19 protein-coding genes are annotated in these 23,118 nt (G+C 74.9%); 10 read left to right on the forward strand and 9 right to left on the reverse strand.

All coding sequences use genetic code 11. The features are described from left to right. Position 1: 1 nt before the first annotated feature. Positions 2-637: an MOSC domain-containing protein gene (locus tag Q7L73_RS03965; protein ID WP_304689683.1), complete on the forward strand. Its 636-nt coding sequence runs from the start codon at positions 2-4 to the stop codon at positions 635-637. Positions 638-651: 14 nt separating this feature from the next. On the opposite strand, the gene ilvA is transcribed toward Q7L73_RS03965, so the two are convergent. After that, on the reverse strand, positions 652-1,920 hold the full coding sequence (gene ilvA, locus Q7L73_RS03970; RefSeq protein ID WP_304689681.1) for a threonine ammonia-lyase IlvA: 1,269 nt from the start codon (positions 1,918-1,920) through the stop codon (positions 652-654). A gap of 96 nt (positions 1,921-2,016) precedes the next feature. Here ilvA and Q7L73_RS03975 point away from each other — a divergent pair, with 96 nt between their 5' ends. Then, a complete protein-coding gene (locus Q7L73_RS03975) occupies positions 2,017-2,439 on the forward strand; it encodes a nuclear transport factor 2 family protein (protein WP_304689680.1) in 423 nt (140 codons plus the stop codon). An 85-nt stretch (positions 2,440-2,524) separates the two neighbouring features. Then, a complete protein-coding gene (locus Q7L73_RS03980) occupies positions 2,525-3,997 on the forward strand; it encodes an MFS transporter (protein WP_304689678.1) in 1,473 nt (490 codons plus the stop codon). A gap of 1 nt (position 3,998) precedes the next feature. On the opposite strand, the gene Q7L73_RS03985 is transcribed toward Q7L73_RS03980, so the two are convergent. The 3 genes from Q7L73_RS03985 to Q7L73_RS03995 are packed head-to-tail and all read right to left on the reverse strand — an operon-like array spanning position 3,999 to position 10,219. Continuing rightward, complete coding sequence (locus tag Q7L73_RS03985) at positions 3,999-7,166, reverse strand: BTAD domain-containing putative transcriptional regulator (RefSeq protein ID WP_304689674.1); 3,168 nt, start codon at positions 7,164-7,166, stop codon at positions 3,999-4,001. Between the two features lie 7 nt (positions 7,167-7,173). Then, positions 7,174-8,640, reverse strand: coding sequence for a right-handed parallel beta-helix repeat-containing protein (locus Q7L73_RS03990; RefSeq protein ID WP_304689671.1), 1,467 nt, complete (start codon positions 8,638-8,640; stop codon positions 7,174-7,176). 7 nt (positions 8,641-8,647) lie between these two features. Beyond that, positions 8,648-10,219: a hypothetical protein gene (locus Q7L73_RS03995; RefSeq protein WP_304689669.1), complete on the reverse strand. Its 1,572-nt coding sequence runs from the start codon at positions 10,217-10,219 to the stop codon at positions 8,648-8,650. A 216-nt stretch (positions 10,220-10,435) separates the two neighbouring features. Here Q7L73_RS03995 and Q7L73_RS04000 point away from each other — a divergent pair, with 216 nt between their 5' ends. Further along, on the forward strand, positions 10,436-10,882 hold the full coding sequence (locus Q7L73_RS04000) for a hypothetical protein (RefSeq protein ID WP_304689668.1): 447 nt from the start codon (positions 10,436-10,438) through the stop codon (positions 10,880-10,882). Positions 10,883-10,893: 11 nt separating this feature from the next. Here Q7L73_RS04000 and Q7L73_RS04005 read toward each other — a convergent pair whose 3' ends face one another. Further along, the gene (locus Q7L73_RS04005) at positions 10,894-11,517 is read right to left on the reverse strand and encodes a LysE/ArgO family amino acid transporter (protein ID WP_304689665.1); all 624 of its coding nucleotides are present in this window, start codon (positions 11,515-11,517) and stop codon (positions 10,894-10,896) included. Positions 11,518-11,590: 73 nt separating this feature from the next. Here Q7L73_RS04005 and Q7L73_RS04010 point away from each other — a divergent pair, with 73 nt between their 5' ends. After that, positions 11,591-12,484 (forward strand): ArgP/LysG family DNA-binding transcriptional regulator, encoded by an 894-nt coding sequence (locus tag Q7L73_RS04010; protein WP_304689659.1) that lies wholly within the window; start codon positions 11,591-11,593, stop codon positions 12,482-12,484. Here Q7L73_RS04010 and Q7L73_RS04015 read toward each other — a convergent pair. After that, the gene (locus Q7L73_RS04015) at positions 12,475-13,011 is read right to left on the reverse strand and encodes a GNAT family N-acetyltransferase (protein ID WP_304689655.1); all 537 of its coding nucleotides are present in this window, start codon (positions 13,009-13,011) and stop codon (positions 12,475-12,477) included. The two genes, Q7L73_RS04010 and Q7L73_RS04015, sit on opposite strands and share 10 nt — an antisense overlap. A 63-nt stretch (positions 13,012-13,074) precedes the next feature. Between Q7L73_RS04015 and Q7L73_RS04020 the strand changes: the two genes are divergently transcribed. The 3 genes from Q7L73_RS04020 (at position 13,075) to Q7L73_RS04030 (ending at position 16,954) form a co-directional block, all read left to right on the forward strand. After that, positions 13,075-13,830: a hypothetical protein gene (locus Q7L73_RS04020; protein ID WP_304689650.1), complete on the forward strand. Its 756-nt coding sequence runs from the start codon at positions 13,075-13,077 to the stop codon at positions 13,828-13,830. 22 nt (positions 13,831-13,852) lie between these two features. Beyond that, positions 13,853-15,658, forward strand: a complete 1,806-nt coding sequence (locus tag Q7L73_RS04025; protein WP_304689642.1) for an ABC-F family ATP-binding cassette domain-containing protein — start codon at positions 13,853-13,855, stop codon at positions 15,656-15,658. A 75-nt stretch (positions 15,659-15,733) separates the two neighbouring features. After that, positions 15,734-16,954, forward strand: coding sequence for a ParB N-terminal domain-containing protein (locus Q7L73_RS04030; RefSeq protein ID WP_304689640.1), 1,221 nt, complete (start codon positions 15,734-15,736; stop codon positions 16,952-16,954). A gap of 25 nt (positions 16,955-16,979) precedes the next feature. Here Q7L73_RS04030 and Q7L73_RS04035 read toward each other — a convergent pair whose 3' ends face one another. After that, entirely contained in the window at positions 16,980-18,533 is a 1,554-nt protein-coding gene (locus tag Q7L73_RS04035; protein ID WP_304689638.1) for a hypothetical protein, read from the reverse strand. Then, positions 18,530-19,108, reverse strand: a complete 579-nt coding sequence (locus Q7L73_RS04040; protein ID WP_304689636.1) for an RNA polymerase sigma factor — start codon at positions 19,106-19,108, stop codon at positions 18,530-18,532. Before Q7L73_RS04040 ends, Q7L73_RS04035 begins: the two co-directional genes overlap by 4 nt. 59 nt (positions 19,109-19,167) lie before the next feature. On the opposite strand from Q7L73_RS04040, the gene Q7L73_RS04045 reads away from it, so the two are divergent. Then, positions 19,168-19,953: a hypothetical protein gene (locus tag Q7L73_RS04045; protein ID WP_304689633.1), complete on the forward strand. Its 786-nt coding sequence runs from the start codon at positions 19,168-19,170 to the stop codon at positions 19,951-19,953. Here Q7L73_RS04045 and Q7L73_RS04050 read toward each other — a convergent pair. After that, entirely contained in the window at positions 19,935-21,554 is a 1,620-nt protein-coding gene (locus tag Q7L73_RS04050) for a PucR family transcriptional regulator (RefSeq protein WP_304689628.1), read from the reverse strand. The genes Q7L73_RS04045 and Q7L73_RS04050 overlap by 19 nt on opposite strands. Positions 21,555-21,654: 100 nt before the next feature. Between Q7L73_RS04050 and Q7L73_RS04055 the strand changes: the two genes are divergently transcribed. Next, the gene (locus tag Q7L73_RS04055) at positions 21,655-23,088 is read left to right on the forward strand and encodes an NAD(P)/FAD-dependent oxidoreductase (RefSeq protein WP_370552382.1); all 1,434 of its coding nucleotides are present in this window, start codon (positions 21,655-21,657) and stop codon (positions 23,086-23,088) included. Positions 23,089-23,118 lie beyond the last annotated feature (30 nt).

Here is a 23,118-nt window from a genome sequence, read left to right on the forward strand (position 1 = left end):
CATGACGGGGACGCTGCTGTCGGTCAACGTCGGCCAGCCGGAGCCGATCGGATTCAGAAAGGGCCAGCCGGTCGGCTCGGCGATCCGCAAGCGCCCGGTCGCGGGGCGCGTGCGGGTCGCGGGCATCAACGTCGCCGGCGACCGCCAGGCCGACCTGCTCGTCCACGGCGGTCCCGACAAGGCCGTCTACGCCTACGCGCGCGAGGACGGCGACTGGTGGGCGAGCGAGCTGCACCGCGAGATCCCGCCCGGCGAGCTGTTCGGCGAGAACCTCACGACGCGAGGGATCGACTGCACCAACGCGGTGATCGGCGAGCGCTGGCGGGTCGGCTCGACGCTGCTGGAGGTCTGCCAGCCGCGCGTCCCCTGCTACAAGCTCGGCCTCCGCTTCGACGATCCGAAGATGCTGAAGCGGTTCGCGCTCGCCTCACGCCCTGGCGCCTACCTGCGGATCGTCGAGGAGGGCGAGATCGGCGCCGGCGACGCGATCGAGCTGCTCGACCGCCCCGGCCACGGCGTCACGATCCGGATGGTCGCCGACGCGCTGCTGCTGGACGAGACGCTGCTGCCCGAGCTGCTGCCGGCGACCCAGCTGCCGGCCCCGCTGCACGCCTGGATCGAGCAGCGGGCGGAGTAGCCCGCGCGGGCCGGCTACAGCAGGAAGGTGAAGATCGGCGAGCCGGGCGGGACCGGGTCGATCTGCAGCGGCGAGCGCTCCATCCGGCCGAGCAGGCCGGGCAGGTCGGCCGCGCGGTCCAGCTCGATGCCGACGAGCGCCGGGCCGGTCTCGCGGTTGTTCTTCTTGACGTACTCGAACAGCACGATGTCCTCGCCCTGCGCCAGCACCTCGTCGAGGAAGTGCCGCAGCGCGCCCGGCTCCTGCGGGAAGGTGACGAGGAAGTAGTGGCGCAGGCCCTCGTGCACCATCGAGCGCTCGACGATGTCGCCGTAGCGCGAGACGTCGTTGTTGCCGCCGGAGACGACGCAGACGACCGCGCCCTGCGGCGGCCGCCGCAGATAGCCGCGCGCGGCGGCGCTGGCGAGCGCGCCGGCCGGCTCGGCGATGATCCCGTCCGACTGGTAGAGGTCGAGCATCTCGGTGCAGACGGCGCCCTCCGGCACGGCGACGATCTCGTCCACCAGATCGCGCGCGAGCGGGTAGGTCAGCTCGCCGACGCGGCCGACGGCGGCGCCGTCGACGAACGTGTCGACGTGCGCGAGCGAGACCGGCCCGCCGGCGCTCAGCGCCGCGCCCATGCTGGCCGCCCCGGCCGGCTCGGCGCCGACGACGCGCACGCCGGGATGGTGGCGCTTGAGCCACAGCGCGATCCCGCCGATCAGCCCGCCGCCGCCGACCGGCACGACGACCGTGTCGATCGCGCAGCCCTGCGCCGCCGCCTGCTCGGCCAGCTCGCGCCCGACCGTCCCCTGCCCGGCGATCGTGCGCGCGTCGTCGAAGGGATGGACGTAGACGGCGCCGGTCGCGGCCGAGTCGGCGTGCGCGGCGGCGCTCGCCTCGTCGTAGGAGCGCCCGGCGATCACCGGCTCGATCCACTCGCCGCCGATGTCGGCGATCCGCTGCCGCTTCTGCCGCGGCGTGTTCGTCGGCAGGAAGACGCGCCCCCTGATCTTCAGCTCGCGGCAGGCGAACGCGAGCCCCTGCCCGTGGTTGCCGGCCGAGGCGCAGACGACCCCGCGCCCCCGCTCCTGCTCGCTCAGCCCAGCGATCAGGTTGTACGCCCCGCGCGCCTTGTAGGAGCGGCAGACCTGCATGTCCTCGCGCTTCAGCAGCAGCGGCACCGACAGCAGCGACGACAGCCGCTCGCTGGGTTCGAGCGGGGTCCGCTTGACGACGGGAGCCAGCCGCTCTGCGGCGCGCTCGATCGCCTCGGCGGTCAGGTCGGAAGCGGCGGCGGTCATCGAGGTGAACTTACCGCCTGCGGCCGGCCGGGCCCGCCGTGGCTCGCCGCGGTAACGTCTGCGCCGTCCAGGCACCCGAGTCGGGAGATGTCGCACGTGGGACTTGATCGGTCGGAGGGCGAGGCGCTGTTCCGCCTGCTCGAAAGCCCCGAGACGTCGCCGGCGTTCTTCGAACGCGTCGCGGACGACGTGCGCTGGACCGTGATGGGCACGCACTCGATCGCGGGCACGTACAGCTCCAAGGCGGAGTTCTTCGAGAAGACCTTCGCGCGGCTGGCGCCGCTGATGCGCGAGGGCATCCATCTGCGGCTGCTGGGCCTGGTCGTCGACGGCGACACGATCGTCGCGGAGCTGCAGGCGAACTCGACGACGCTCGAGGGCGCTCCCTACGACAACGCGCTCTGCTGGGTCTGCCGCTTCGACGGCGAGCAGATCGTCGAGGTGCGCGCGTACCTCGACTCGGCGATGATCAGCTGGACGGTCGAGCGCAACGAGCGGCTCGCCGCGACGCGCGGCTGAGCGCTCACACCGCGGGGGGGCGCGCGGTCGACCGGCGTGAGCGCGGTGTGCGGATGCTGTGAGCGCCGTCGCCGATGCTCACGGCATGAGCACCACGGCCCCCACTCCTCTCGCCACCCCGCAGCCGTCGTCGCGCGCCTACCCGTCGCTGCGAGCGGCCTGGATCCCGCTCGCCGCCCTCTGCCTCGCCTTCTTCGTCGAGATGGTCGACAACACGCTGCTGTCGATCGCCCTGCCGACGATCGGCCGCGACCTCGGCAGCGGCACGACCGGCCTGCAGTGGGTCACCGGCGCGTACTCGCTGACCTTCGGCGGCCTGCTCCTCACCGCCGGCTCGATCGCCGACCGCTTCGGGCGGCGGCGCGTCCTGCTGGTCGGGCTGGGCGTGTTCGGCGCGCTGAGCCTCTGCGTCGTCTTCGTCCACTCCGCGGGCGAGCTGATCGCGCTGCGCGCCGGTCTCGGCGTCGCAGCCGCGGCGATGGCGCCGATCACCAACTCGCTCGTCTTCCGCCTCTTCGACGACAAGACGCTGCGCATGCGCGCGATGACCGTGATGATCGTCGTCGGCATGTCGGGGTTCGTCCTCGGCCCGCTGCTCGGCGGCACCGCGCTGGCGCACGTGAGCTGGGAGTGGCTGCTCGTCGTCAACGCCCCGATCGCGCTGATCGCCTGCATCGGCGTCCGCCTCGGCGTCGCGGCCGACCGCGCGGAGGACCTGACCGGCGACAGGCTCGACCTGCCCGGCGCCGCCCTCAGCGTCGCGACGATCGGCCTCGCCTGCTACTCGCTCACCAGCGGCGTCGAGCACGGCTGGGCCGCGGCCGGCACGCTCGCCGCGATCGCCGGCGCGATCGCCGCCGGCATCGCCTTCGTGCGCCACGAGCGCCGCAGCGCGTCGCCGATGCTCGACCTCAGCCTCTTCTCCAACGGCACCGTCCGCGGCGCCACGATCGCGCAGGCGGGCACGTCGATCGCGATGGCCAGCGTGATGTTCGGGCTGATCCTGCACTTCCAGTACGCCTACGGCTGGTCCCCGGTGCGGGCCGGCCTCGCGAACCTGCCGATCATCGTGACGATGCTGCTCGCGACCCCGGTCTCCGAGGGCCTCGCGAAGCGGTTCGGTCACCGCGTCGCCTGCCTCGTCGGCGCCGCCCTGCTCGCCGGCTCGCTGCTCGGGCTCTCGTGGGGCGTCTCCCACGGGTATCTCGCGATCGCCGTCTCGATGGTCTTCCTGACGATCGGCCTGCGGACGATCATGACGATCTGCGCCGTGGCCCTGGTCGAGGCGATGCCGGCGAACCGCACGTCGATCGGCACCGCGCTGAACGACACCGCCCAGGAGGTCGGCACGAGCGTCGGCACCGCCGTCGTCGGCACGCTGATCGCCGTCCTGGTCACGACGTCGCTGCCCGCCGGCACGTGGAGCCACGAGCTCGTGACCTCGTTCTTCCACGGCGAGCGGATCAGCTACGGCGTCCTCGCGATCGTCGTCGGGCTGATCGCCGGCTACGGCGCCCACACGCTCACCGACTCGCGCTCCACCGAGGAGCCGGCGTGAGTCAGGCGCCGACGGCCGCCGGGTCGAGCCGCCGCAGGGCCGCGTCGCGCCCCTGCCAGCGGCCTGCGCTGAACGCGGCGTCGTAGGCGTCGACCCCGAGCGTCTCCCGCAGGTGCGCGCTCAGGCGGGCGATGTCGGGGTCGGTGCGGTCCTCGGCGCCGCGCAGGCGGGCGGCCGCGCCGAGGATCTCGGCGGCCGCGGCCGCGTCTCCGGCGCGGCTCGCGTAGGCGGCGGCCGCGACGCCGACGAGCGCGGCGATCGGCAGGTCCTCGGTCCCGACCGCCGCGGGGTAGGCGACCGCCAGGTGATCGCGCGCCGTCTCCAGGTCGCCGTCGTCGACGGCGATCAGGATCGCGGAGGCGCGGACGCCCGCCTCGAGGTGACCGCGCTCCGGCCGGCCGGGCTTCACACGCGCGACCGTCCTGAGCGCGGCGGCGATCAGCTCGCGAGCCTCGTCGGCGTGCCCGAGGTGCCAGCTGATGCGGGCCAGGAACGCCCCGGTGAACGCCGACTCGACGCTGCCGACGTCGGTCGCGCCGCGCGAGCGGCGGGCGTAGTCGCGGGCGCCCTTGACGTCGCCCCCGCGCCAGCGGACGCCGGCGATGTCGAGCAGCAGCCGCGCGTTGTCGCTGTCGGCGCCGACCTCCTGGAGCAGCCCGCGCGCCTCCTCCAGCGCCGCCGCGGCGCCCTCGAGGTCGTCCTCGAGCATCCGCAGGCTGGCGAGCGCGCTCAGCGTCGTCGCCAGGCCCCAGCGCTCGCCGAGCGCGCGGAAGGCGACGAGCGCTTCCTCGACGTGGCGCCGGACGCCTTCGACGTCGCCGTCGTTCTCGGCCGCCTGCGCGAGTGCGAGCGGGACGGTCGCACGGACCCACGCGTCGTCGCTCGCCCGCGCGCGAACGAAGAGCCGCTCGGCGCGCGAACGATCCGACGAGAACCAGGCCATGATCGGCGCGGCGGCGGCCGCCAGCGGACGCGGCGACAGGTCCAGCTCGTCGAGGTCGTCGAGCACCGCCGTGAAGTCGTGGTCGACGTCGTCGGTCAGGGCGTCGCCCTCCAGCAGCAGCAGGCTCTCGGCGATGAGGCGGTCGAGCGGGTCGGCGGCTCCGGGGACGGCGTGCGCCACGCGGACCGCCGCCGTCGCGTCGTTGGGGCTGCCGGACAGCACCCAGAACCAAGCGAGCGAGACCGCCAGGCGCAGGGCGCTGCGCGCGTCGCCGGCGTCGGCGAACCAGCGCAGCGCGGCGAGCAGGTTGTCGCGCTCGGCCTGGAGACGGCGGAACCACGGCAGCTGCTCGGGCCCGCGCAGGTACGCGTCGGCCTCGTCGGCCAGCGCGGCGAAGAAGCGGGCGTGCGCGGTGCGCGTGGGGGACAGCTCGCGCTGCTCGGAGAGCCGGTCGATGCCGTACTCGCGGATCGTCTCGAGCATCCGGTAGCGCGGTGCGTCGCGGTCGACGAGGACCAGCAGCGAGCGGTCGACGAGCGACGCGAGCAGGTCGAGCACCGCCTCGGCGTCGAGGCCGTCGTCGGCGCAGACCGCGGCGGCGCTCGCCGGCGTGACGCCGGCGGGGAAGACGGCCACGCGCCGGGCGACGAGCCGCTCGTCCTCGGTCAGCAGCTCCCAGCTCCAGTCGACGACGGCGCGGAGCGTCTGCTGACGCGGCAGCGCGGCGCGGCTGCCGCCGGTGAGCAGGCGGAAGCGGTCGTCCAGGCGGGCGGCGATCTGGGGCGCGGGCAGGGACCGCAGGCGCGCCGCGGCGAGCTCGATCGCCAACGGCAGGCCGTCGAGGCGCCGGCAGATCTCCACGACGCTGGCGACGGTCGCGGCGTCGACCGCGAACCCCGGCGCGGCGTCGGCGGCGCGGTCGGCGAACAGGCGCACCGCGGGGTGCTCGAGCGCGGTCTGCGCGTCGGCGTCGGCCGGGGGCAGGCCCAGCGGCGGGACCATCTCCAGCCGCTCGCCGGCGATGCCGAGCGGCTCGCGGCTGGTCGCGACGATCCGCAGCCGCGGGCAGTGCGCGAGCAGCTGGTCGGCGAGCACGGCCACTGCGGCGACGAGGTGCTCGCAGTTGTCGAGCACGAGGACGGTCTCGCGCTCGGCCAGGACGTCGAGCAGATGCGCCACCGGGTCGCTGTCGGGCGCTGCGCCCGCGCCGGCGGACTGCCGCAGCAGGCGCGCCTCGCGCAGGCCGAGCGCCCCGAGGACGCCCGTGCCGACGTCGTGCGGATCGCTGATCGTCGCGAGCTCGACCATCCAGACGCCGTCCGCGGCCCGGCCGACCTGACGCCCCGCGACCTCCGCGGCCAGGCGCGTCTTGCCGGCGCCGCCGGGACCGATCAGGGTCACGAGGCGGTGCTCGGCGAGGACCGTGTCGAGGCGCTCGACCTCCTCGGCGCGGCCGACGAAGCTCGTGAGCGAGAAGCGCAGGTTCGTGCGGCGGGTCCCAGTGGGGGCGGCGGCCGCCGGCACGGGTGCGGCGGGCGCCTCAGCGGCAGTGCCGTCGATGACGGCGAGGTGGACGGCGCGGAGGTCGGCGGAGGGGACTGCGCCGAGCTCGGCGTCGAGCCGGACGCGGATCTGCTCGTAGGCGTCGAACGCCTCTGCCGCGCGACCCGCCGCCGCCAGCGCCCGCATCCGCTGCGCGGCGAGCCGCTCGTGGAGCGGGTGGGCGGCCGTCAGCCGGTCGAGCTCGGTGACCAGTTCGGCGCCGCCGCCCAGCAGCAGGTCCGCCTCGATGCGGTCGGTCGTCGCGGCCAGGCGCAGCGCCTCGAGGCGGTCGGCCGCCTCGGATGCGAACCGCTGGGCGGTCGCGAGCTCGCCGAGCGCCGGGCCGCGCCAGCTCGCGAGCGCGTCGCGCAGGAGACGCGCCGCGTCCGCGACCTCTCCAGCACGCAGCGCCGCCGCACCCGCCCGCGCAGCCGCCTCGAACGCGAGCGCGTCGACGTCGGCGGGCGCGAGCTCCAGCCGGTAGCCCGCGGCGCCGGAGCGGACCGCGTCCGATCCCAGCGCGCGCCGCAGCCGCGAGACCAGCGCCTGCAGCGCGTGGCCGGCGTCGGCCGGCGGCGTCTCCTCCCAGATCGCGTCGATCAGCGCGCGCGGGCTGACCTCCCGCCCCGCATCGAGCGCAAGCCGCACCAGCAGCGCCCGCACGCGACCGCCCGCGACGGGCACGAGGCGCTCATCGCGCCTGACCTCCAAGGCTCCCAGAACGCCCACGCGCACCCACCAACTCTTGCACGCCGGAGGCGCGCGAACCGCGTGGCGGTCCGAAGCGGCCGTGACGGTCGTTGCCGGTGCCGCGCTGGTAGGCCGCGAAGCCTCTGTATCTGATCGTTCTCCACTGGAAGCGGGCGGCGGCGGGCGGGGCGCCGCGGACCCACCAGGTGTTGCCGTCGACGACGTTGCCGCTGTTCTCCCGGTAGGGGTTGGCGAGCAGGATCGCCTGGCTGTTGGCGACGAAGGTGTTGCGGAGGATCTGCGAGTCGTGGACCTGGAACTGCAGCAGCAGCTCGCCGTTGCCGCTGTGGAGCGTGTCGTTGTCGACGAAGGTGTTGCCGATCACGCGCGCGCCGACCGTCTTCCCGCGTCTGCGGTCGTAGCCGCCCATCGCGAGGCCGATCGAGGTGCTGCGGCTGACGCGGTTGCCGCGCACGAGCACGTTCGCGGTTCTGCCGTTCGCGTGCTCGCTCGCCAGCTCGATGCCGATGTTGGAGGTCTCGACGACGTTGCGGAGGATCTCGATGTCGCGCCCGCCGTCGACGTAGATGCCGTCGGCGCAGCGGCAGTTGCCGCCGTTGGGCTCGGCGTAGGCGGGGTTGCCGAGCGAGTCGATCCGCTCGACGCGGTTGTCGGCGATCAGGCCGTCGCGGGCCCAGTCGTTGCGCGGGGCGGTGCCCTCGTAGCCGATCGCGTCGATGCCGATGTTGTCGTTGCGGAAGACGTGGTTGCGGACGATCCGCCAGCCGCGCACGTTGCCGTTGACGACGACCGCCTCGCTGGAGCCGAGCTTGTTGTCGTGGACGCGGTTGCGGCTGATCGTGACGTCGTGGATCGGGCGGCGGCCGTCGGTCCCGTAGACGGCGATGCCGTGGGCGTTGCCGCCGCGGGTGCGGATGCCGTGGACGTCGAGCCCGCTCAGCACGACGTGGTGCGAGGCGCCGGTGACGTAGACGCCGACCGGCACCGAGCGGTCGCTGAGGTCGACGTGGTCGGTCAGCTCGAAGCCCTCGAAGCGCAGGTGGGCGCGGCCGTCGACCCTGATCAGCGGGCGCGTCCCGCTCGACACCGCCGCCGACGCGCCGGCGCCCGAGATCGTGACGTGCTCGCCGGGGTGGGCGCGGAAGACGATCGGCGCGCCCGGCCGGCCCGAGACGCGCACGTCGACCAGCTCTCTGTAGGTGCCGGCGCGCACGTCCACGACGCTGCCGGGCGTCGCGGCGCGAGCCGCGCGCGAGATCGTCCGCCAGGGGCGCGCGGCCGTGCCCGGGTTGGCGTCGTCGCCGCTCGGCGCGACGGTGAAGCGCTGCCCCGCGGCAGACGTGGCGGGCGCGGCCGGCGCGGCGCCCGGCACGACGCCGGCGCCGAGCAGCAGCGCCAGCAGGCCGCCGGCCAGGAGCGCGCGCGTTGGCTGTGCAGTCGTTCGCATCGGTGCCTCAGTCCAGGTTGGGTCGCAATGTCAGTGTGCCGTCGGCGTTGGGCTTCGGCGTGCAGGCCCAGGTGACGGGGTAGCGGACGCCCTTCACCTCCAGCTCGGCGCGCAGCCGCAGGCCGCGCCAGTCGGTCCCGCGCGGCAGCCGCAGCTGCGCCTGGCGGATCTTGCCCGGGTGCGGGTAGCCGGGATCGAGGCTGCCGCCGGCCAGCCGTCTGCCGTCTCTCGTCTCGACGCTGATCCGCAGCGCGCCCGGGACCGCGGCGACGCCGTCGTTGGTGACGCCGACGACGAGGCCGGGGCGGCCGTCCTTCTCGTAGGCCCAGATCAGCGTCGGCCGCACGCGGTAGCCGATCCGCGCGCGGATCTCCTCGAAGATGCCGGGGAAGCGGTCGGCGTAGCGCTGCAGGTTGCGGACCGAGATGCCGTGGAAGTTCCACAGCGACCAGTAGTTGGGGCCGACGTCGAGCACGTGCCGCATCGTGTTCTCGACGCGGCTGATGTTGGCCGGGTTGCTCGACGGGCCGGGCAGCTGCGGGCGCATCCCGACCTCCAGCATCGCGCCCGTCCACGGCGGCCGGTTGGAGATCTGGTCGATCTGCGTGTTCTCGATGAAGACGGTGTCGGTCCGCAGCCAGTTGAACGAGCGGACGGTGCGGTCGACCAGCTCCGAGTTGCCGACGCGGCTGAAGTCGGGCTGCGTGTTGGTGACCAGCGGCGTTCTCTTCCACAGCTTGCGCTGGTGCTCGAACATCCGCACCCAGGTCTTCTCGGCGACGGCGTAGCTCGGGAAGGGGTTGTTCTCGAACGGCCACGTGTGGCCCTCGCCCCAGAAGCCGTACATGAACGTGTCGACCGTCTCGACGAGCGGATGGCCGTCGTACTGCTCGGCCAGCCGCTCGACCAGGTCGCGCCACGCCGACTGGAAGAACGGGTGGTCGTAGCGCGGCTCGAAGTACGCTCTCTCGCCCCAGCGGTCCTCGCCCGCGTAGCCGCTCAGTCTGACCATCGGCACGCGCTCGAGCACGAAGTCGGGCAGCGCCTCGACGCCGTAGTCGGGCGCCCGCATCTGGATCCGGAAGCAGACGCGCTTGCCGTGCTGCTTCGCCGCCGCGAAGGCGCGGTGCCAGTAGGCGGGGAAGCGCAGTCTGCCCGGCACCGGCTGGATCTCGCGCCAGGTCGGGCGGATGTAGATCTTGTCGCCGAGCGGGAAGGCGACGAGCCGCTCGACCTCCTTCAGCTTGTCGGTCGCGTCGATCTCGTCCAGACCCTGGTCGGCGACGATGTAGGTGATCAGCCCCTTGCCGAAGCCGCGGTTGGGCTCGCGGTGGGCGACCGTCGCCATCATCACGTCGCTGTCGGGCACCACCGACTCGGGCGCGTACTGCGGGAACGGCCCCTGGTTGAGGCGGTTCGAGATGCGCGGGCCGGAGCCGAAGTTCGCGTCCTCGAAGTTGTCCGCCGGGACGAACGCGGCCTGGGCCTGCGGCTGCTCGCCCGCGAGCGCGCGGCCGGGGGCGACGGCGGATGCGAGCGCGGCGATGCCGCCTGTGCGCAGGAACGAACGACGATCCATGTCTTCCCTCCAAGGAGACGATGCGCTCACGTGCGAGCGCCAGTCCTGATCGGATGCGCACCGTATTCCTTTAACCAATCATTTACAAGCATGGATTCAGCCCGAAAATGATCACTCTTGCTGCGCGTTTTGCCCGCTGAGATCGCCGCGCGTCCGTCCGCGGACGCCTGCGGGCGAGCGCGCATCGGCGAGCGCGCGCGTGGCTAGGTTGCTCGCATGGCCCACCGCACCCTCTCCACCCTGCTCGCCGCCGTCGCGCTGCTGCTCGCGGCCGCCGCGCCGTCGCTCGCCGCGCTGCCGCGGGCGCTGACGCAGGAGCGCCCGGCGTTCGCCGTCAGACCGGCTCAGATCAGCTACACCGGCGACGGCACCGGCATCCTCGGCGGCCGGCGCAGCGGCGGCGACCGCTTCGGCCGCATCGCGTGGAGCGCCTGGACGCAGCGCTCCGCGCAGGGCCGCGGGCAGGTCTGGCTCAACGACTGCCGGCCCGACTGCGCCGGCGGCAGCTTCTCGCCGCGCCCGGTGCGGATCGTCCTCTCACAGCCGCGCGCGGGCAAGTTCCGCCTGCTGACGATCCGCTACCGCTACCGCGGCAAGCCGGTCCTCGACCGCCGCTCGGTCGAGCACCACGGCCGCTACTGGACCTACGGGATCGCCCGCTGAGCCGCTGACGCTCAGACGGCGCCGAGCAGCAGCGTCAGGCCGAGCGCGCACATGATCGCCGCGATCGCGCCGTCGAGCACGCGCCAGGCGGCGGGCCTGGCGAAGAGCGGGCGCAGCGTCGCCGAGCCATAGCCGAGCGCGCTGAACCAGATCACGCTGCCGCAGCCCATGCCGGCGGCGAACCACCAGCGCTGGTCGCCGTGGGCGTCGGCGGCGGTGCCGGCGAGCACGACCGTGTCGAGGTAGACGTGCGGGTTGAGCCACGTCAGCGCGAGCGTCGTCAGCAGGATCGCGAGCGGGCCGCGCGCCGCGCGCGCGCCGTCGTCGCCGGCGGCCGCGCTGCCGCCGCGCCAGGCACGGCGGGCGGCGAAGACGGCGTAGGCGAGCAGGAAGGCGGCGCCGCCGATGCGCGCGCCGTCGGCGAGCGCGGGCGCGGCGTTCAGCAGCGCGCCGGCGCCGGCGACGCCGAGCGCGATCAGCAGCACGTCGGAGGTCGCGCAGACGGCGACGACGACGCCGCGGTGCTCGCGCAGCAGGCCCTGCCGCAGCACGAAGGCGTTCTGGGCGCCGATCGCGACGATCAGCGAGAGGCCGAAGGTGAGACCGGCGACGGCGGCGAGCAGGGCGGAGGACATCGGCGCCAGATGGTGCGGCGCCCACCCGATGAAGTCCAGCGAAAGTTTCTGCTGTACCTGTAGCGTTGCTTCAGTGGGCGGCTACGACTCGCAGCAGCTGCGCGCGCTTGCCGCGATCGCCGACGCCGGCTCGCTCGACGCCGCCGCGAGCGCGCTGGCGCTGACGCCGTCGGCGGTCAGCCAGCGGCTGCGCGCGCTCGAACGCGCCTGCGGCCAGGTGCTGGTCGTGCGCAGCCGGCCGATCGCGCTGACGGCAGCCGGCGAGGCGGTGCTGCGGCTGGCGACGCAGGTCGCGCTGCTGGAGGAGGAGACGCACCGCGAGCTGGCGGGCGAGCAGGCCGGCGCGGCGGCGCGCACGCCGCTGGCGGTCGCCGTCAACGCCGACTCGCTCGCGACCTGGTTCCTGCCGGCGGTCGCGCCGCTGGCGGACGCGATCGAGCTGCGGGTCCAGCGCGAGGACGAGGGTCTGACCTCGGAGCTGCTGCGCCGCGGCGTCGTGATGGCGGCGGTGACGACGCAGGCCGAGCCGGTCGCCGGCTGCGAGTCGACCGCGCTCGGGGTGATGCGCTACCGGCCGATGGCGGCGCCGGGCTTCGCGCGGCGGTGGTTCGCCGGCGCCGACGCCGACGCCTTCCGCCACGCCCCCGTCGTCACCTTCGACGCCGCCGACCAGCTCCAGCAGCGCTTCCTGCGGCGGCAGACCGGCGCCGACCCGCGGCCGCCGTTCCACCTCGTGCCCGCCTCGGCCGATTACCTGCGCGCGATCGAGCTGGGCTTCGGCTGGGGGCTCGTGCCGGAGCCGCAGCTCGCCGGGCGGGCCGCCGACTACGACGGCCTCGTCGCGCTCACGCCCGACCACCTCGACGTCGCGCTGCACTGGCAGCGCTGGTCGCTGCGCACCGCCTCGCTGAGAGCCCTCACCGTCGCCGTCCTGACCGCCGCCCGCAGCGAGCTGCGTCAGCCCTGAGCGGCCGCGCCCGGGTCGCGCAGCTCGCCCGCGAGCAGGTCCATCAGCAGGCCGTCGTGCCACGTCCCGTCGAGGCCGCGCTCGTACTGGCGCAGCAGCCCGACCGGTCTGAAGCCGATCTTCGCGTAGACCGAGATCGCGACCGCGTTGTCGGCCGCCGGGTCGATCGTCAGGCGGTGGTGGCCGCGCCGCTCCAGCAGGAAGCGCGCGAGCGCGACGAGCGCGTCGGTGCCGACGCCGCGGCCGTGCACGCCCGGGTCGACGGCGATGTCGATGCCGGCGTGGCGGTACTGCGGCGTCGTCTCCTCCCAGCTCTGGATCAGACCGGCGACGCTGCCGCCATCCTCCGGCAGGACGATCGCGTAGCTGGTCTCGTTCTCCTGCGGCTCGATCAGATCGCCGAGGTCGTCCTCCTGCTCGCCCCACCAGCGCAGCACGCCCGGGTGGGCGAGGATCGCCCGCAGCGCCGGCACGTCGTCGCGCGTGACCGGCCGCAGCAGCACCTGCCGTCCAGAGATCGTCTCCATCGGCTGAAGTCTGCCCCCTGACGAGCGGTGTTGCGACCGCCCGAAGCTGGGCAGGGCCCGCCCATGACCCATTCGAACTCACGTCTGTTCCTATTCCTGGCGAGCGCCACCGCGGCAGCCGCATTCGGCGTCGCGACGCTGCCAGACGCCGCCGCGGCGGCGACCCGCTACGAGACCGAGGGGACCTACGGGACCGTTCGCAACGGCCCCGGCGGCGACCTCGCCTCCGGCTACGTGCTCGGCAACCTCTACGCCAGCTCCGGCGCCGGACCGAACGTCGGCGGGACCGAGCACTTCGACCTGATCCGCAAGAGCGCCGACGGCAACTGGGGCTACGGCTACGCGTACGGCCACTACGGCACGTGGGGCGGCGGCCACTGCGGCTGGGTGCTGATGGACGGGATGCACAACACCGGCACGACGACCTCGGCCTCCTGCCCGCCGGTCGGCGCCGACACGCCCAGCGACGACGCGCTCGACGCGAGCAGCCTCTTCAAGCCGGGCACGTGGGTCTCCGGCACCGGCGGCGGCACCGTCCAGCCGGCGGTGATCGTCAGCTGCGGCAACCCGTACGCGTATGGCAACTACGACCCCGCGACCGGCACCTTCGCGAACAAGTACCCGGTGGCGCTGCCGGCCGGCCGCGGCACGAGCGGCCATGCCGGCGTCAGCTCCGGCTACAGCGGCTTCGGCACGCGCTACCAGACGGCCGACGGCAGGGCCTGGCTGATCAAGGACACCGAGAGCCCGGCCGGCGGCGGCGTGTACACGGTGCCGAACTGGCACTTCGTGCGCTCGGAGTGCATCCAGCGCTTCTAGTCCGTCAACATGCAGGGCCGCGATGGCCGCCGCTCCCCGCAATCTCGTCAACCTCAAGTCCGTCGGCAAGGGCTACGGCAGCCGTGAGGTGCTCGACGACGTCACGCTCGGCGTCAACGCCGGCGACCGGATCGGGATCGTCGGCCTCAACGGCGGCGGCAAGTCGACGCTGCTGAAGCTGATCGGCGGCAGCGAGCAGCCCGACCGCGGCCAGGCGACGCGGCTGACCGGCCTGCACCTCGCGACGATCGCCCAGGCCGACGAGCTGGACGGCTCAAAGAGCGTCCGCGACCAGCTCGTCGGCGGCCGCGCCGATCACGAGTGGGCCGCCGACGCGCGCTTCCGCACCGTCCTCGACGGCCTCCTCGGCGGCGTCGAGATGAGCCGCTTCCCGCAGGGCCTCGACACGCCCGTCGAGCCGCTGTCGGGCGGCGAGCGGCGGCGGATCGCGCTCGCGAAGCTGCTGCTCGGCGAGCCCGACCTGCTGCTGCTGGACGAGCCGACCAACCACCTCGACGTCGAGGGCGTCGACTGGCTCGCGCGCCACCTCGCGGCGCGCAGAGGGTCGATGGTCGTGATCACCCACGATCGCTGGTTCCTCGACGCCGTCTGCACGCACACGTGGGAGGTCGTCGACGGCAACGTCCACCAGTACGAGGGCGGCTACGCGGCCTACGTGCTGGCGCGCGCCGAGCGCGACCGCCAGGCGGCGACGCGCGAGGAGAAGCGCGTCCAGCTCGTGCGCAAGGAGCTGGCCTGGCTGCGCCGCGGGCCGCCGGCGCGGACCTCCAAGCCGAAGTTCCGGATCGAGGCCGCCAACGCCCTGATAGCCGACGAGCCGGCCGCGCGCGACACCGTCGAGCTGCTCAGATTCGCCAGCGCGCGGCTCGGCGGCAAGGTGCTCGACGCCGAGGAGGTCTCGCTCGCCTACGGCGACAAGGTGCTGCTGCGGAGCGCGACCTGGCGCCTCGGTCCGGGCGACCGCGTCGCGCTCGTCGGCGTCAACGGCTCCGGCAAGACGACGCTCGTGAAGCTGCTCGCCGGCGAGCTGGAGCCGAGCAGCGGCGTCGTCGAGCGGGGGCAGACGGTCAGACTGGCGCACCTGTCGCAGGACGCGGTCGAGCTGGACGGCAGCCTGCGCGTGCTGGAGTCGCTGGAGCGCGTGCGCGGGCGGATCCAGCTCGGCGACGGCGCCGAGCTGACCGCCGGCCAGCTGTGCGACCGCTTCGGCTTCCGCGGCGCGAAGGCGCGCACCTTCGTCAGGGACCTCTCCGGCGGCGAGCGCCGGCGGCTGCAGCTGATGCGGCTGCTGATGGGCGAGCCGAACGTGCTGCTGCTGGACGAGCCGACCAACGACCTCGACGTCGACACGCTGACGGCGCTGGAGGACCTGCTCGACGGCTGGCCCGGCACGCTCGTCGTCGTCTCCCACGACCGCTACTTCGTCGAGCGCGTGACCGACAACGTCTACGCGCTCGGCCTCGACGGCAAGGTCCGCCACCTGCCGCGCGGGATCGAGCAGTACCTGGAGGAGCGGCACGCCGAGGGCGCGCCGGTCGCGACGCGCGCGAGAGCCGCCGCGGCCCCCGCCGCGAGACCGGCGCTCGGCGGCGGCGAGGCGCGCGCGCTGCGCAAGGAGGTCCAGCGGCTGGAGCGGGCGCTGGAGAAGATGGACGCGCGCGAGGCCGACCTGCACCAGCGGATGGCGACCGCCGCGACCGACCCCGGCGCGCTGCGCGAGCTGGGCGACGAGCAGACCGCGATGGCGAGCGAGCGCGACGAGCTGGAGGCCGCCTGGATGGAGGCCTCCGAGACGCTCGAAGGCTGACGGTCGTCCGCAGTTTGCGGGCGTTCGCGGCGGCGGCGCGCCGCGCGTGGGCGCGGCCTGCGACCCTGTGCGGCGATGGCAGACGTCGATTCGCTCCAGAACTCCGAGGAGGCCGTGGCGCAGCAGCGTCAGGAGGCCGCCGAGAAGGCCCGCGAGGCCGCGCTCGAGCAGCTGCGCAAGGCGCCGCTCGCCGACACCGCCCTGAAGACGCAGCGCCGCGTCGAGGCGAAGCTCGACCAGGTCAGAAACTCGACCAACATGCGCGAGGGCCCGCTGCCGGAGGTCGAGGAGCTGGCGATCTCGCTGCTGGAGACCGGTCTGCTGCACCCGCCGCTGGTGCGCGAGACCGGCGACGAGGCGATCCCCTACGAGCTGGTCGCCGGCTTCCGCCGCGTCGCCGCGATGCGGCTCGTCGACGAGGCCGAGGGCGAGCCGCGCACGTGGGCCTTCGACCTGCGCGTCGGGATGAGCCGGCGCGAGGCGCTGACGCTCCAGTTCGCCGAGAACTTCCACCAGAGAAAGCCCGAGCCGATCATGTTCGCCCGCGCCGTGCGGCAGATCATGATCGAGGACCCGGCGCTGACGGCGGCCGAGGTCTCGCGCCTCACCGGCGCCCCGGCCGACTGGACGCGCGGCGCGCTGAAGCTGCTCGACCTGCCGGCGATCGCCGACCGCGTCGAGGCCGGCGACCTCGCCTTCACCGCCGCCGACATGGTCCGGCGCGCGATCTCGACCGGCCGCGTGGACGAGAGAGAGGGCGTCGAGCTGGCGCAGAAGGCCGCCGACGGCGAGATCACGACCGGCGAGCTGAGAAGAGCGGTCGGCTACGTGCCGCCGAAGCCGGAGGGCTACGACGAGCTGGCGAGCGAGCTCGACAGAGCCCGCTGGGAGGCGAGACAGAACGGCGCCGCCGACCGCGCCGCCGACGCCGACCAGCGCGACTGGGAGTCCGGCGGCCACGTGCAGGATCCCGGCTACGGCGCGAACGCGAGCGGCGCCGGCCCGGTCGACCCGGCCGCCGGCGGCGCCCGCCCCGACACGAGCGGCGGCCAGAGCGCGGAGGAGGCCGAGCGGCGCGCCTCCGAGCTGGACGCCTACCTGCTCGGCCGCGTCCTCAACGACCTCGCCGACGACTACCGCGAGCTGCTCGGCATCGTCGACGACGGCGAGTCGTTCCAGTACGCCTTCGCGCTGCGGCCGTACGAGCGCGTCGCGGCGCTGCGGATGCTGGCGAGAAAGCTGCTCGAGTCCGACCCCAACCCGCCGGCCGAGCTGAGCCACCTGGCGCGGGCCTGAGCCCGGCCGCCGACGCTGCCGCGGCTCAGCGCCGCGGCAGCAGCTCGATCAGCCTCGGTATCGGCCCGCTCTGCAGCAGCAGCGCCAGCTGATCCGCGTCGCCGGCCGTGGAGCCGCCCCGGATCGCCAGCCCGTTCTGACCGTCGATCCCGTCCGGGAGCCGGTTCGGATCGATCGACGGCACCGACAGCAGGCGGCCGCCGAGCACGAGCGCGATGTGCTGCGCGACCTCCGCGGAGCTCGCCCCCGGCAGCGCCAGCGACTGCCCGCGCTGCGAGACGGCGCGCGTGAGGTCGTGCAGCCGCTGCTGCCCGCGCGCGTCGAAGCGCACCGTCACCTGCGGCTGCCCGCTGGTCGAGCCGACCTCGGCGCCGCGCACGTCGGCGCCGGTCAAGGCCGCCTCCCCGCGCAGCACGAAGAAGCGCGCGCGGGGGTCGTTGCGCGCGAGCGGCGCACTGCGACCGCCGGGGAGCGCCTGGACGACGCGCGCGCCGTCGCCGACGCCGCGGGCGAGCCCTCTCGCCGTCAGCAGCGTCACCCTGCTGCCCTCGCCGGCGAGCCGGCTGACGCGCTCCGCCGCTCTCGATCCCGCCGCCTGCGCCGCCGCGACCGTGCGGCCGTCCGCCAGCAGCACGCTCTGCTCCCAGTCGAGCAGCTCCAGCCGCCCCGGCGCCAGCAGCGCGCGCACCGCGACCGCGTCGGGGCTGCTGCCCGCGACGTCGACGGTGAGGCGGCTGCCGAAGCCCATCGCCTGCACGCTCGCGCCGGGGAGCGCGAGCCGCCGCAGCGCGCTCTCGGCGGCTGCGACCGCCCCGTCGCCCGTGGCGGTCGCGTAGGAGTACCGCCGCCAGCCCGGCTGACGCTCCGGCGCGAAGGCGCCGATCTCCAGCCGCTGCGGCTGCGAGCGCCCGCCGCCGATCGACGTCGAGCCGTTCGGCCGCGGGTCGATCTCGACCTCGCTGGCGCCCGCCAGCGGCAGCTCGACGGCGAACGGGCTGACCGCGACCGCGGTCGCCGCGTCGGCCCCGAGTCTGACGCTGTCGGAGAGCGGGCCGACGGTCGTCCGCGGCCCTCCGCCGCCGGGCGCGAGCACGTGGATCGCCACCTGCACGCCCTCCGCCGCGAGCCCGCTGACGACGACGCGGTCGCCGGACCGCTGCGCCTGGACCCAGGCGGCGCCGGAGCCGAGCTGCTCGCTCAGCGCCGGCAGCGTGCCGCAGATCGTGTTGCCCTCGGGGCTGCGGTCGTCGTCGCGATGGGCGCAGACGACCCGCCCGCCGAGCAGGCTCAGGAGCGCCGGGCCGTGCTCGGCGACGTGCCTGCCGAAGCGCTCTCTCGCCGGCTGCGACGGCGCGTCGCCGCCCGCGAACGGCTGCGCGGCGACGACCGCCGTCACGAGCAGCAGCGTCAGCGCCGCGCCGGCCGCGCGCTGGAGCTGCCGGCGTCGGCGCCGGCGGCGCTGCGCCTGGGCCGCGTCGATCAGGCGCGCGCCGATGCGCGCGAGCGGATCGGCGGAGCCGTGGCTGTCGGAGCCGTGGCCGTCGGTGCCGGCCGTGGTCGGGTCGTCCCGCTCGCTCATCGCATCCGCTCCTCTCTCAACGCCGCCATCCGCAGGCCGACGCGGCGCAGCCCGCGGTGGACCCGCGCGCGCACGTTCTCCTCGCTCGTCGCGAAGCGCTCCGCCAGCTCGTCGTAGCCGCGCTCGTCGACGACCCGCGCCAGCACCGCCGCGCGCTGCGTCTCCGGCAGGTCGCCGACGAGCCTCAGCGCGAGCGCCCCGTCCGCCTCGGCGCTCAGCCGCCGCTCGACGCTCGTCAGCTCGTCCTCGCTGAACGCCAGCTCGCTGATCCCGAGCCGCTGCAGCGCCGCGTCGGCGGTGCGCGCCCGCCGCTGCGAGTCGATCAGCTTGTGGTTCGCGATCCCGAACAGCCACGCCCGCACCGGCGCCTCGCCCGCGCGGTAGCGGTGGGCCGACTGCAGCGCCGCGGCGAACACCTCGGCGGTCAGGTCGAGCGCCTGCTCGGTCGAGCGCGTGCGCGAGCGCAGGTAGGCGAGCACCGCCGGCGCGTGCCGCTCATAGACCGGCCCGAAGGCGGCCGGGTCGCGGCGCGTGGCGGCCAGCAGCCGCTCGTCGGATTGGTCGTCTCGCCCCATCTACACGGTTCCTCGCAGGAACCCGGCCCCCTGTGACAGCGAACCTCTACGCTGACAGAGTGAGCGACGACGAGCAGCCGGGCCGCGCGATCGTGCGGCTGGCGGCCGAGACGGTCGCGCCGGTCGGCGACGTCGTGACGGTGCTGCGCGCGAAGGCGGCGGCGCTGGAGCGGCTCGCCGCCGAGGTCGAGCAGCTGCGGGACGAGGGCTGGCGGACCGAGGGGGCGGTCGGGATCGCCTTCTCGCTCGGCGTCGACGGCGTCCACGTCGAGCGCGACGTCAGCGGCTTCGACGAGCTGGAGCGGCTCGCGCGCACGCTCGCGCCGGGGACCGTGCTGCACTGGCACCGCCACGACCGCTCGTGGCGCTCGGGCGGCTGGATCGCCGGGCTGCCGGCCGTCCTGCAACTGGGCGAGACCGACGACCTGCCGGTGATCGTGCAGTCGACCCGCTCCGGCCGCCAGACCCGCTGCGAGGACCAGCAGGAGCTGGTCGCGGCGATCCGCCTGCATCTGACCGAGGTGCGCGACGCGTTCGAGGCCGACCCGCTGCTGCGCTCGCGCGCGCAGCCGGTGCGCGACCAGCTCGCGGCGCTCGACGCCGGCGAGGCGCCGCAGGTCTTCTACCGCTTCGAGGGCTCGCCGGAGGCGGAGGACCCGCTCACCGCCGCGCACATGATCCACGTCACGCCGGCCGCGCTGGCGAGCTGGGAGGGCTTCCAGGACGGGGTCTCCGGCGAGCCGCTGTACGAGGGCGACACGCGCCTGGAGGGGCTGACCGGGATCGCCTTCCGCGACGGCTACCGCCGTGGCGAGCAGGCGGCGCCTCAGGCGCCGCTGGCGTAGCCGCGCGCGAGCAGCGCGACGTGCAGCGTCAGCAGCTGCTCTGGGTCGCCGAGGTCGACGCCCAGCAGCTGCTCGATCCGCGTCAGGCGGTGGTAGAGCGCCTGCCGGTTGAGGTGCAGCGCGCGTGCGGTCTCGGCCTTCTGGCCGCCGTTGGCCAGCAGCGCCTCCAGCGTCGGCGTCAGCACCAGCTTGCGCTGGCGATCGTGCGCGGCGAGCGGGCCGAGCACGCGCTCGGCGAAGGCGATCAGCTCGGCGTCGTCGCGCGCCGCCCACAGCAGCCGCCGCAGCTCCAGCGCGGCGGCGTCGTGCCACGGCCGCGGCGGCAGCGCCGCCGCCGCGGCGGCGCTCTGCTCGCCGCGCCGCAGCTCCGCACCGGCCGCCTCCGGCGCGCACGCGCGGCCGGCCGCGACGACGACCCGCTCCGCCCCGACCCGTCTGACGAGCGCGCCGCGCAGCAGCTCGGCGGCGGCGTCGGCGGCGCGGGCGCGGTCGTCGTCCCCCCTGAGGGAGATGAGCGCCAGCACCGCCGCGCTGTCGCCGCGCCGCCCGGCGACGGCCTCCCAGCCGCGGTCGGCCAGCAGCCGCTGCCAGTCGCGCAGGGCGGCGTCCCAGTCGGCCCCGGCCGGCGGCGCGTCGACGACGGCCGCGAGCGGCAGCAGCAGCTGCGGCACTCTCGCCAGGCCCGCAGCGAGCAGCGCGCGGCCGACCGCGGCCGGCGCGACACGGCCGTCGGCGAGGCTGACGAGCAGCGAGCCGCGCTCGCGTGCCGCCAGCTCCTCCTCCTGCCGCGCGCGCAGCAGCGCGAGCGCGACGACCGCGGCGGCCTGGTCGAGCGCGACCCCAGCCAGCGCGTCGTTGGGCGACCGCAGCTCGGCGACGAGCAGCCGCCCGTCCTGCGTCGAGGCGCCCATCCGCACGGTCGTGGCGCGCGCGGCCGGGGCGCCCGGCCGCCGCGCCGCCTCCCAGCGCTCCAGCGGGTCGCCGCCGAAGCCCTCCGGCAGCGCGTGCGACAGCAGCCGCCCGTGCGGGTCCTCGAGGAAGACCGGCGCCCGCAGCGTCGCCGCCAGCGCCGCCAGCACGGCCGGGATCCCCTCGCCGTCGAGCATCAGCTCGGTCAGCTCGCGCTGGATCTGCTCGCCGCGCCGCAGCAGCGCGTACTGGGCCGACACCAGCTCGGTGTGGATCGCCTCGGTGACGGCGACGAACGGGATCTCGCGCCGCAGCACGATCAGCGGCAGCTCCTGCGCGGCGGCGGCGTCGACCAGCGCGGCCGGCGGCTCCGCGAAGACGGTCCCCAGCTCGATCACGAGCGCCGCCGCGCCGCGCGCGGCGAGCGCCTGCGTGAAGCGGCGCTGCTCGGCGGCGCGCGCGCCGATCCCCATCCCCGTCGTCAGCAGCATCTCGCCGCCGGTCAGCAGCGCGGCGATGTTGCGCACCTCGCCGGCGTGCACCCAGCGCAGCGGCCGGTCGAGCTGGCCCGCGCCGGCGAGCAGCTCGGGCAGGCCCGCGCGCAGCGCGGGCAGCTCCAGCGCGCGGCGGACGGTGATCGCGGGGAGGGGGCTGTCGTCGCGGGCGGTCATCGGCGAGATCGCGCTTGTCACCTGCCAACCCGTCGCAGCGTGGGCGGGCCGGTGCGACAGAGCGTCGCAACTCGCGCCCGCGGGCTTCGCACGGGCGCTCGCGCAGGATACCGTCGCCGTCATCGCATACCCATGGCCGAAGACCCCGCCGAGCGCCGCCGACCGCGCGCGCTACGCCAGCGCCAGCACGACGCCGTACTGGCTCGACGCGCTCCCGCCGCGTGAGCCGCAGCCGCCGCTGCGCGGCGCCGCCGAGACCGACCTCTGCATCGTCGGCGGCGGCTTCACCGGCCTGTGGGCGGCGCTGCACGCCAAGCGCGAGCGGCCCGAGCGGGAGGTGCTGCTGCTGGAGGCGGCGACGATCGCCTTCGGCGCCAGCGGCCGCAACGGCGGCTTCGTCTCCAGCTCGCTGACGCACGGCATCGCCAACGGCCTCGACCGCTTCCCGCAGGAGATCGAGCTGCTGGAGCGGCTGGGGCTGGAGAACTTCGCCGGCATGCGCGAGGACATCCGCGCGCACGGGATCGACTGCGGCTGGGAGGAGACCGGCTCGCTCGCGCTGGCGCAGGAGCCGCACGAGCTGGCATGGCTGGAGGAGGAGGTCGAGCAGGCGCGCCGCTACGGGCACGACGCCGAGCTGCTCGACGCCGCGACGGTCGCGCGCGAGGTGCGCTCGCCGCTCTACCTCGGCGGCTCGCTGATCCGCAGCGGTGAGGCGCTCGTCGACCCGGCGCGGCTCGCCGCCGGCCTGCTCGACGCGGCGCTGGCGGCCGGCGTGCGCGTCCACGAGCACAGCGCCGCGCTGTCACTCCAGCGCGAGCAGGACGGCCGTGTCACGGTGACGACCGCCGCCGGCCAGGTGCGGGCGCGCAACGTGCTGCTCGGCACGAGCGCCTTCCCGCCGCTGCTGCAGCGGCTGCGCCAGTACATCGCGCCGGTCTACGACTACGTGCTCGTGACCGAGCCGCTGAGCACGGCGCAGATCGAGGCGATCGGCTGGCGCGGCCGCCAGGGCCTCGCCGACTGCAGCAACCAGTTCCACTACTACCGCCTGACCGCCGACGACCGCATCCTGTTCGGCGGCTGGGATGCCGTCTACCGCTACGGCGGCCCGGTCTCGACGCGGATGGACGACGCCGGCGAGGAGACCTTCGCGGTCCTCTCGCAGCATCTCGCGACGCTCTTCCCGGTGCTCTCCGACGTCCGCTTCAGTCACCGCTGGGGCGGCGCGATCGACACCTGCAGCCGCTTCTTCCCGTTCTTCGGGACCGCGCTCGGCGGCAGCGTCAGCTACGCCGTCGGCTACACCGGCCTCGGCGTCAGCGCGACCCGCTTCGGCGCCCAGGTCGCGCTCGACCTGCTCGACGGCCGCGAGAGCGAGGCGACCCGCACCCGCTACGTCCGCACGAAGCCGCTGCCGTTCCCGCCCGAGCCGCTGCGCAGCGCCGTGATCCAACTGACGCGCAACCGGCTCGCGGCCGCCGACCGCAACGGCGGCGAGCGCGGTCTGTGGCTGCGCACGCTCGATCGTCTCGGGCTCGGTTTCGACTCCTGAGCGGTCAGCGCACCCGCGCGGCCGTCACCT

The organism is Conexibacter sp. CPCC 205762 (assembly GCF_030646155.1).
Taxonomy (GTDB): domain Bacteria; phylum Actinomycetota; class Thermoleophilia; order Solirubrobacterales; family Solirubrobacteraceae; genus Conexibacter.

What these genes read in the sequence shown, in the direction of transcription:
- Q7L73_RS04020 (WP_304689650.1), top strand. Translation starts at nt 13,075, where the DNA reads ATGACCCATTCGAACTCACGTCTGTTCCTATTCCTGGCGAGCGCCACC.
- Q7L73_RS04000 (WP_304689668.1), top strand. Translation starts at nt 10,436, where the DNA reads ATGGCCCACCGCACCCTCTCCACCCTGCTCGCCGCCGTCGCGCTGCTG.
- Q7L73_RS03990 (WP_304689671.1), bottom strand. Translation starts at nt 8,640, where the DNA reads ATGCGAACGACTGCACAGCCAACGCGCGCGCTCCTGGCCGGCGGCCTG.
- Q7L73_RS04030 (WP_304689640.1), top strand. Translation starts at nt 15,734, where the DNA reads ATGGCAGACGTCGATTCGCTCCAGAACTCCGAGGAGGCCGTGGCGCAG.
- Q7L73_RS04040 (WP_304689636.1), bottom strand. Translation starts at nt 19,108, where the DNA reads ATGGGGCGAGACGACCAATCCGACGAGCGGCTGCTGGCCGCCACGCGC.
- Q7L73_RS03965 (WP_304689683.1), top strand. Translation starts at nt 2, where the DNA reads ATGACGGGGACGCTGCTGTCGGTCAACGTCGGCCAGCCGGAGCCGATC.
- Q7L73_RS04035 (WP_304689638.1), bottom strand. Translation starts at nt 18,533, where the DNA reads ATGAGCGAGCGGGACGACCCGACCACGGCCGGCACCGACGGCCACGGC.
- Q7L73_RS04025 (WP_304689642.1), top strand. Translation starts at nt 13,853, where the DNA reads ATGGCCGCCGCTCCCCGCAATCTCGTCAACCTCAAGTCCGTCGGCAAG.
- ilvA (WP_304689681.1), bottom strand. Translation starts at nt 1,920, where the DNA reads ATGACCGCCGCCGCTTCCGACCTGACCGCCGAGGCGATCGAGCGCGCC.
- Q7L73_RS03995 (WP_304689669.1), bottom strand. Translation starts at nt 10,219, where the DNA reads ATGGATCGTCGTTCGTTCCTGCGCACAGGCGGCATCGCCGCGCTCGCA.
- Q7L73_RS04015 (WP_304689655.1), bottom strand. Translation starts at nt 13,011, where the DNA reads ATGGAGACGATCTCTGGACGGCAGGTGCTGCTGCGGCCGGTCACGCGC.
- Q7L73_RS03980 (WP_304689678.1), top strand. Translation starts at nt 2,525, where the DNA reads ATGAGCACCACGGCCCCCACTCCTCTCGCCACCCCGCAGCCGTCGTCG.
- Q7L73_RS04005 (WP_304689665.1), bottom strand. Translation starts at nt 11,517, where the DNA reads ATGTCCTCCGCCCTGCTCGCCGCCGTCGCCGGTCTCACCTTCGGCCTC.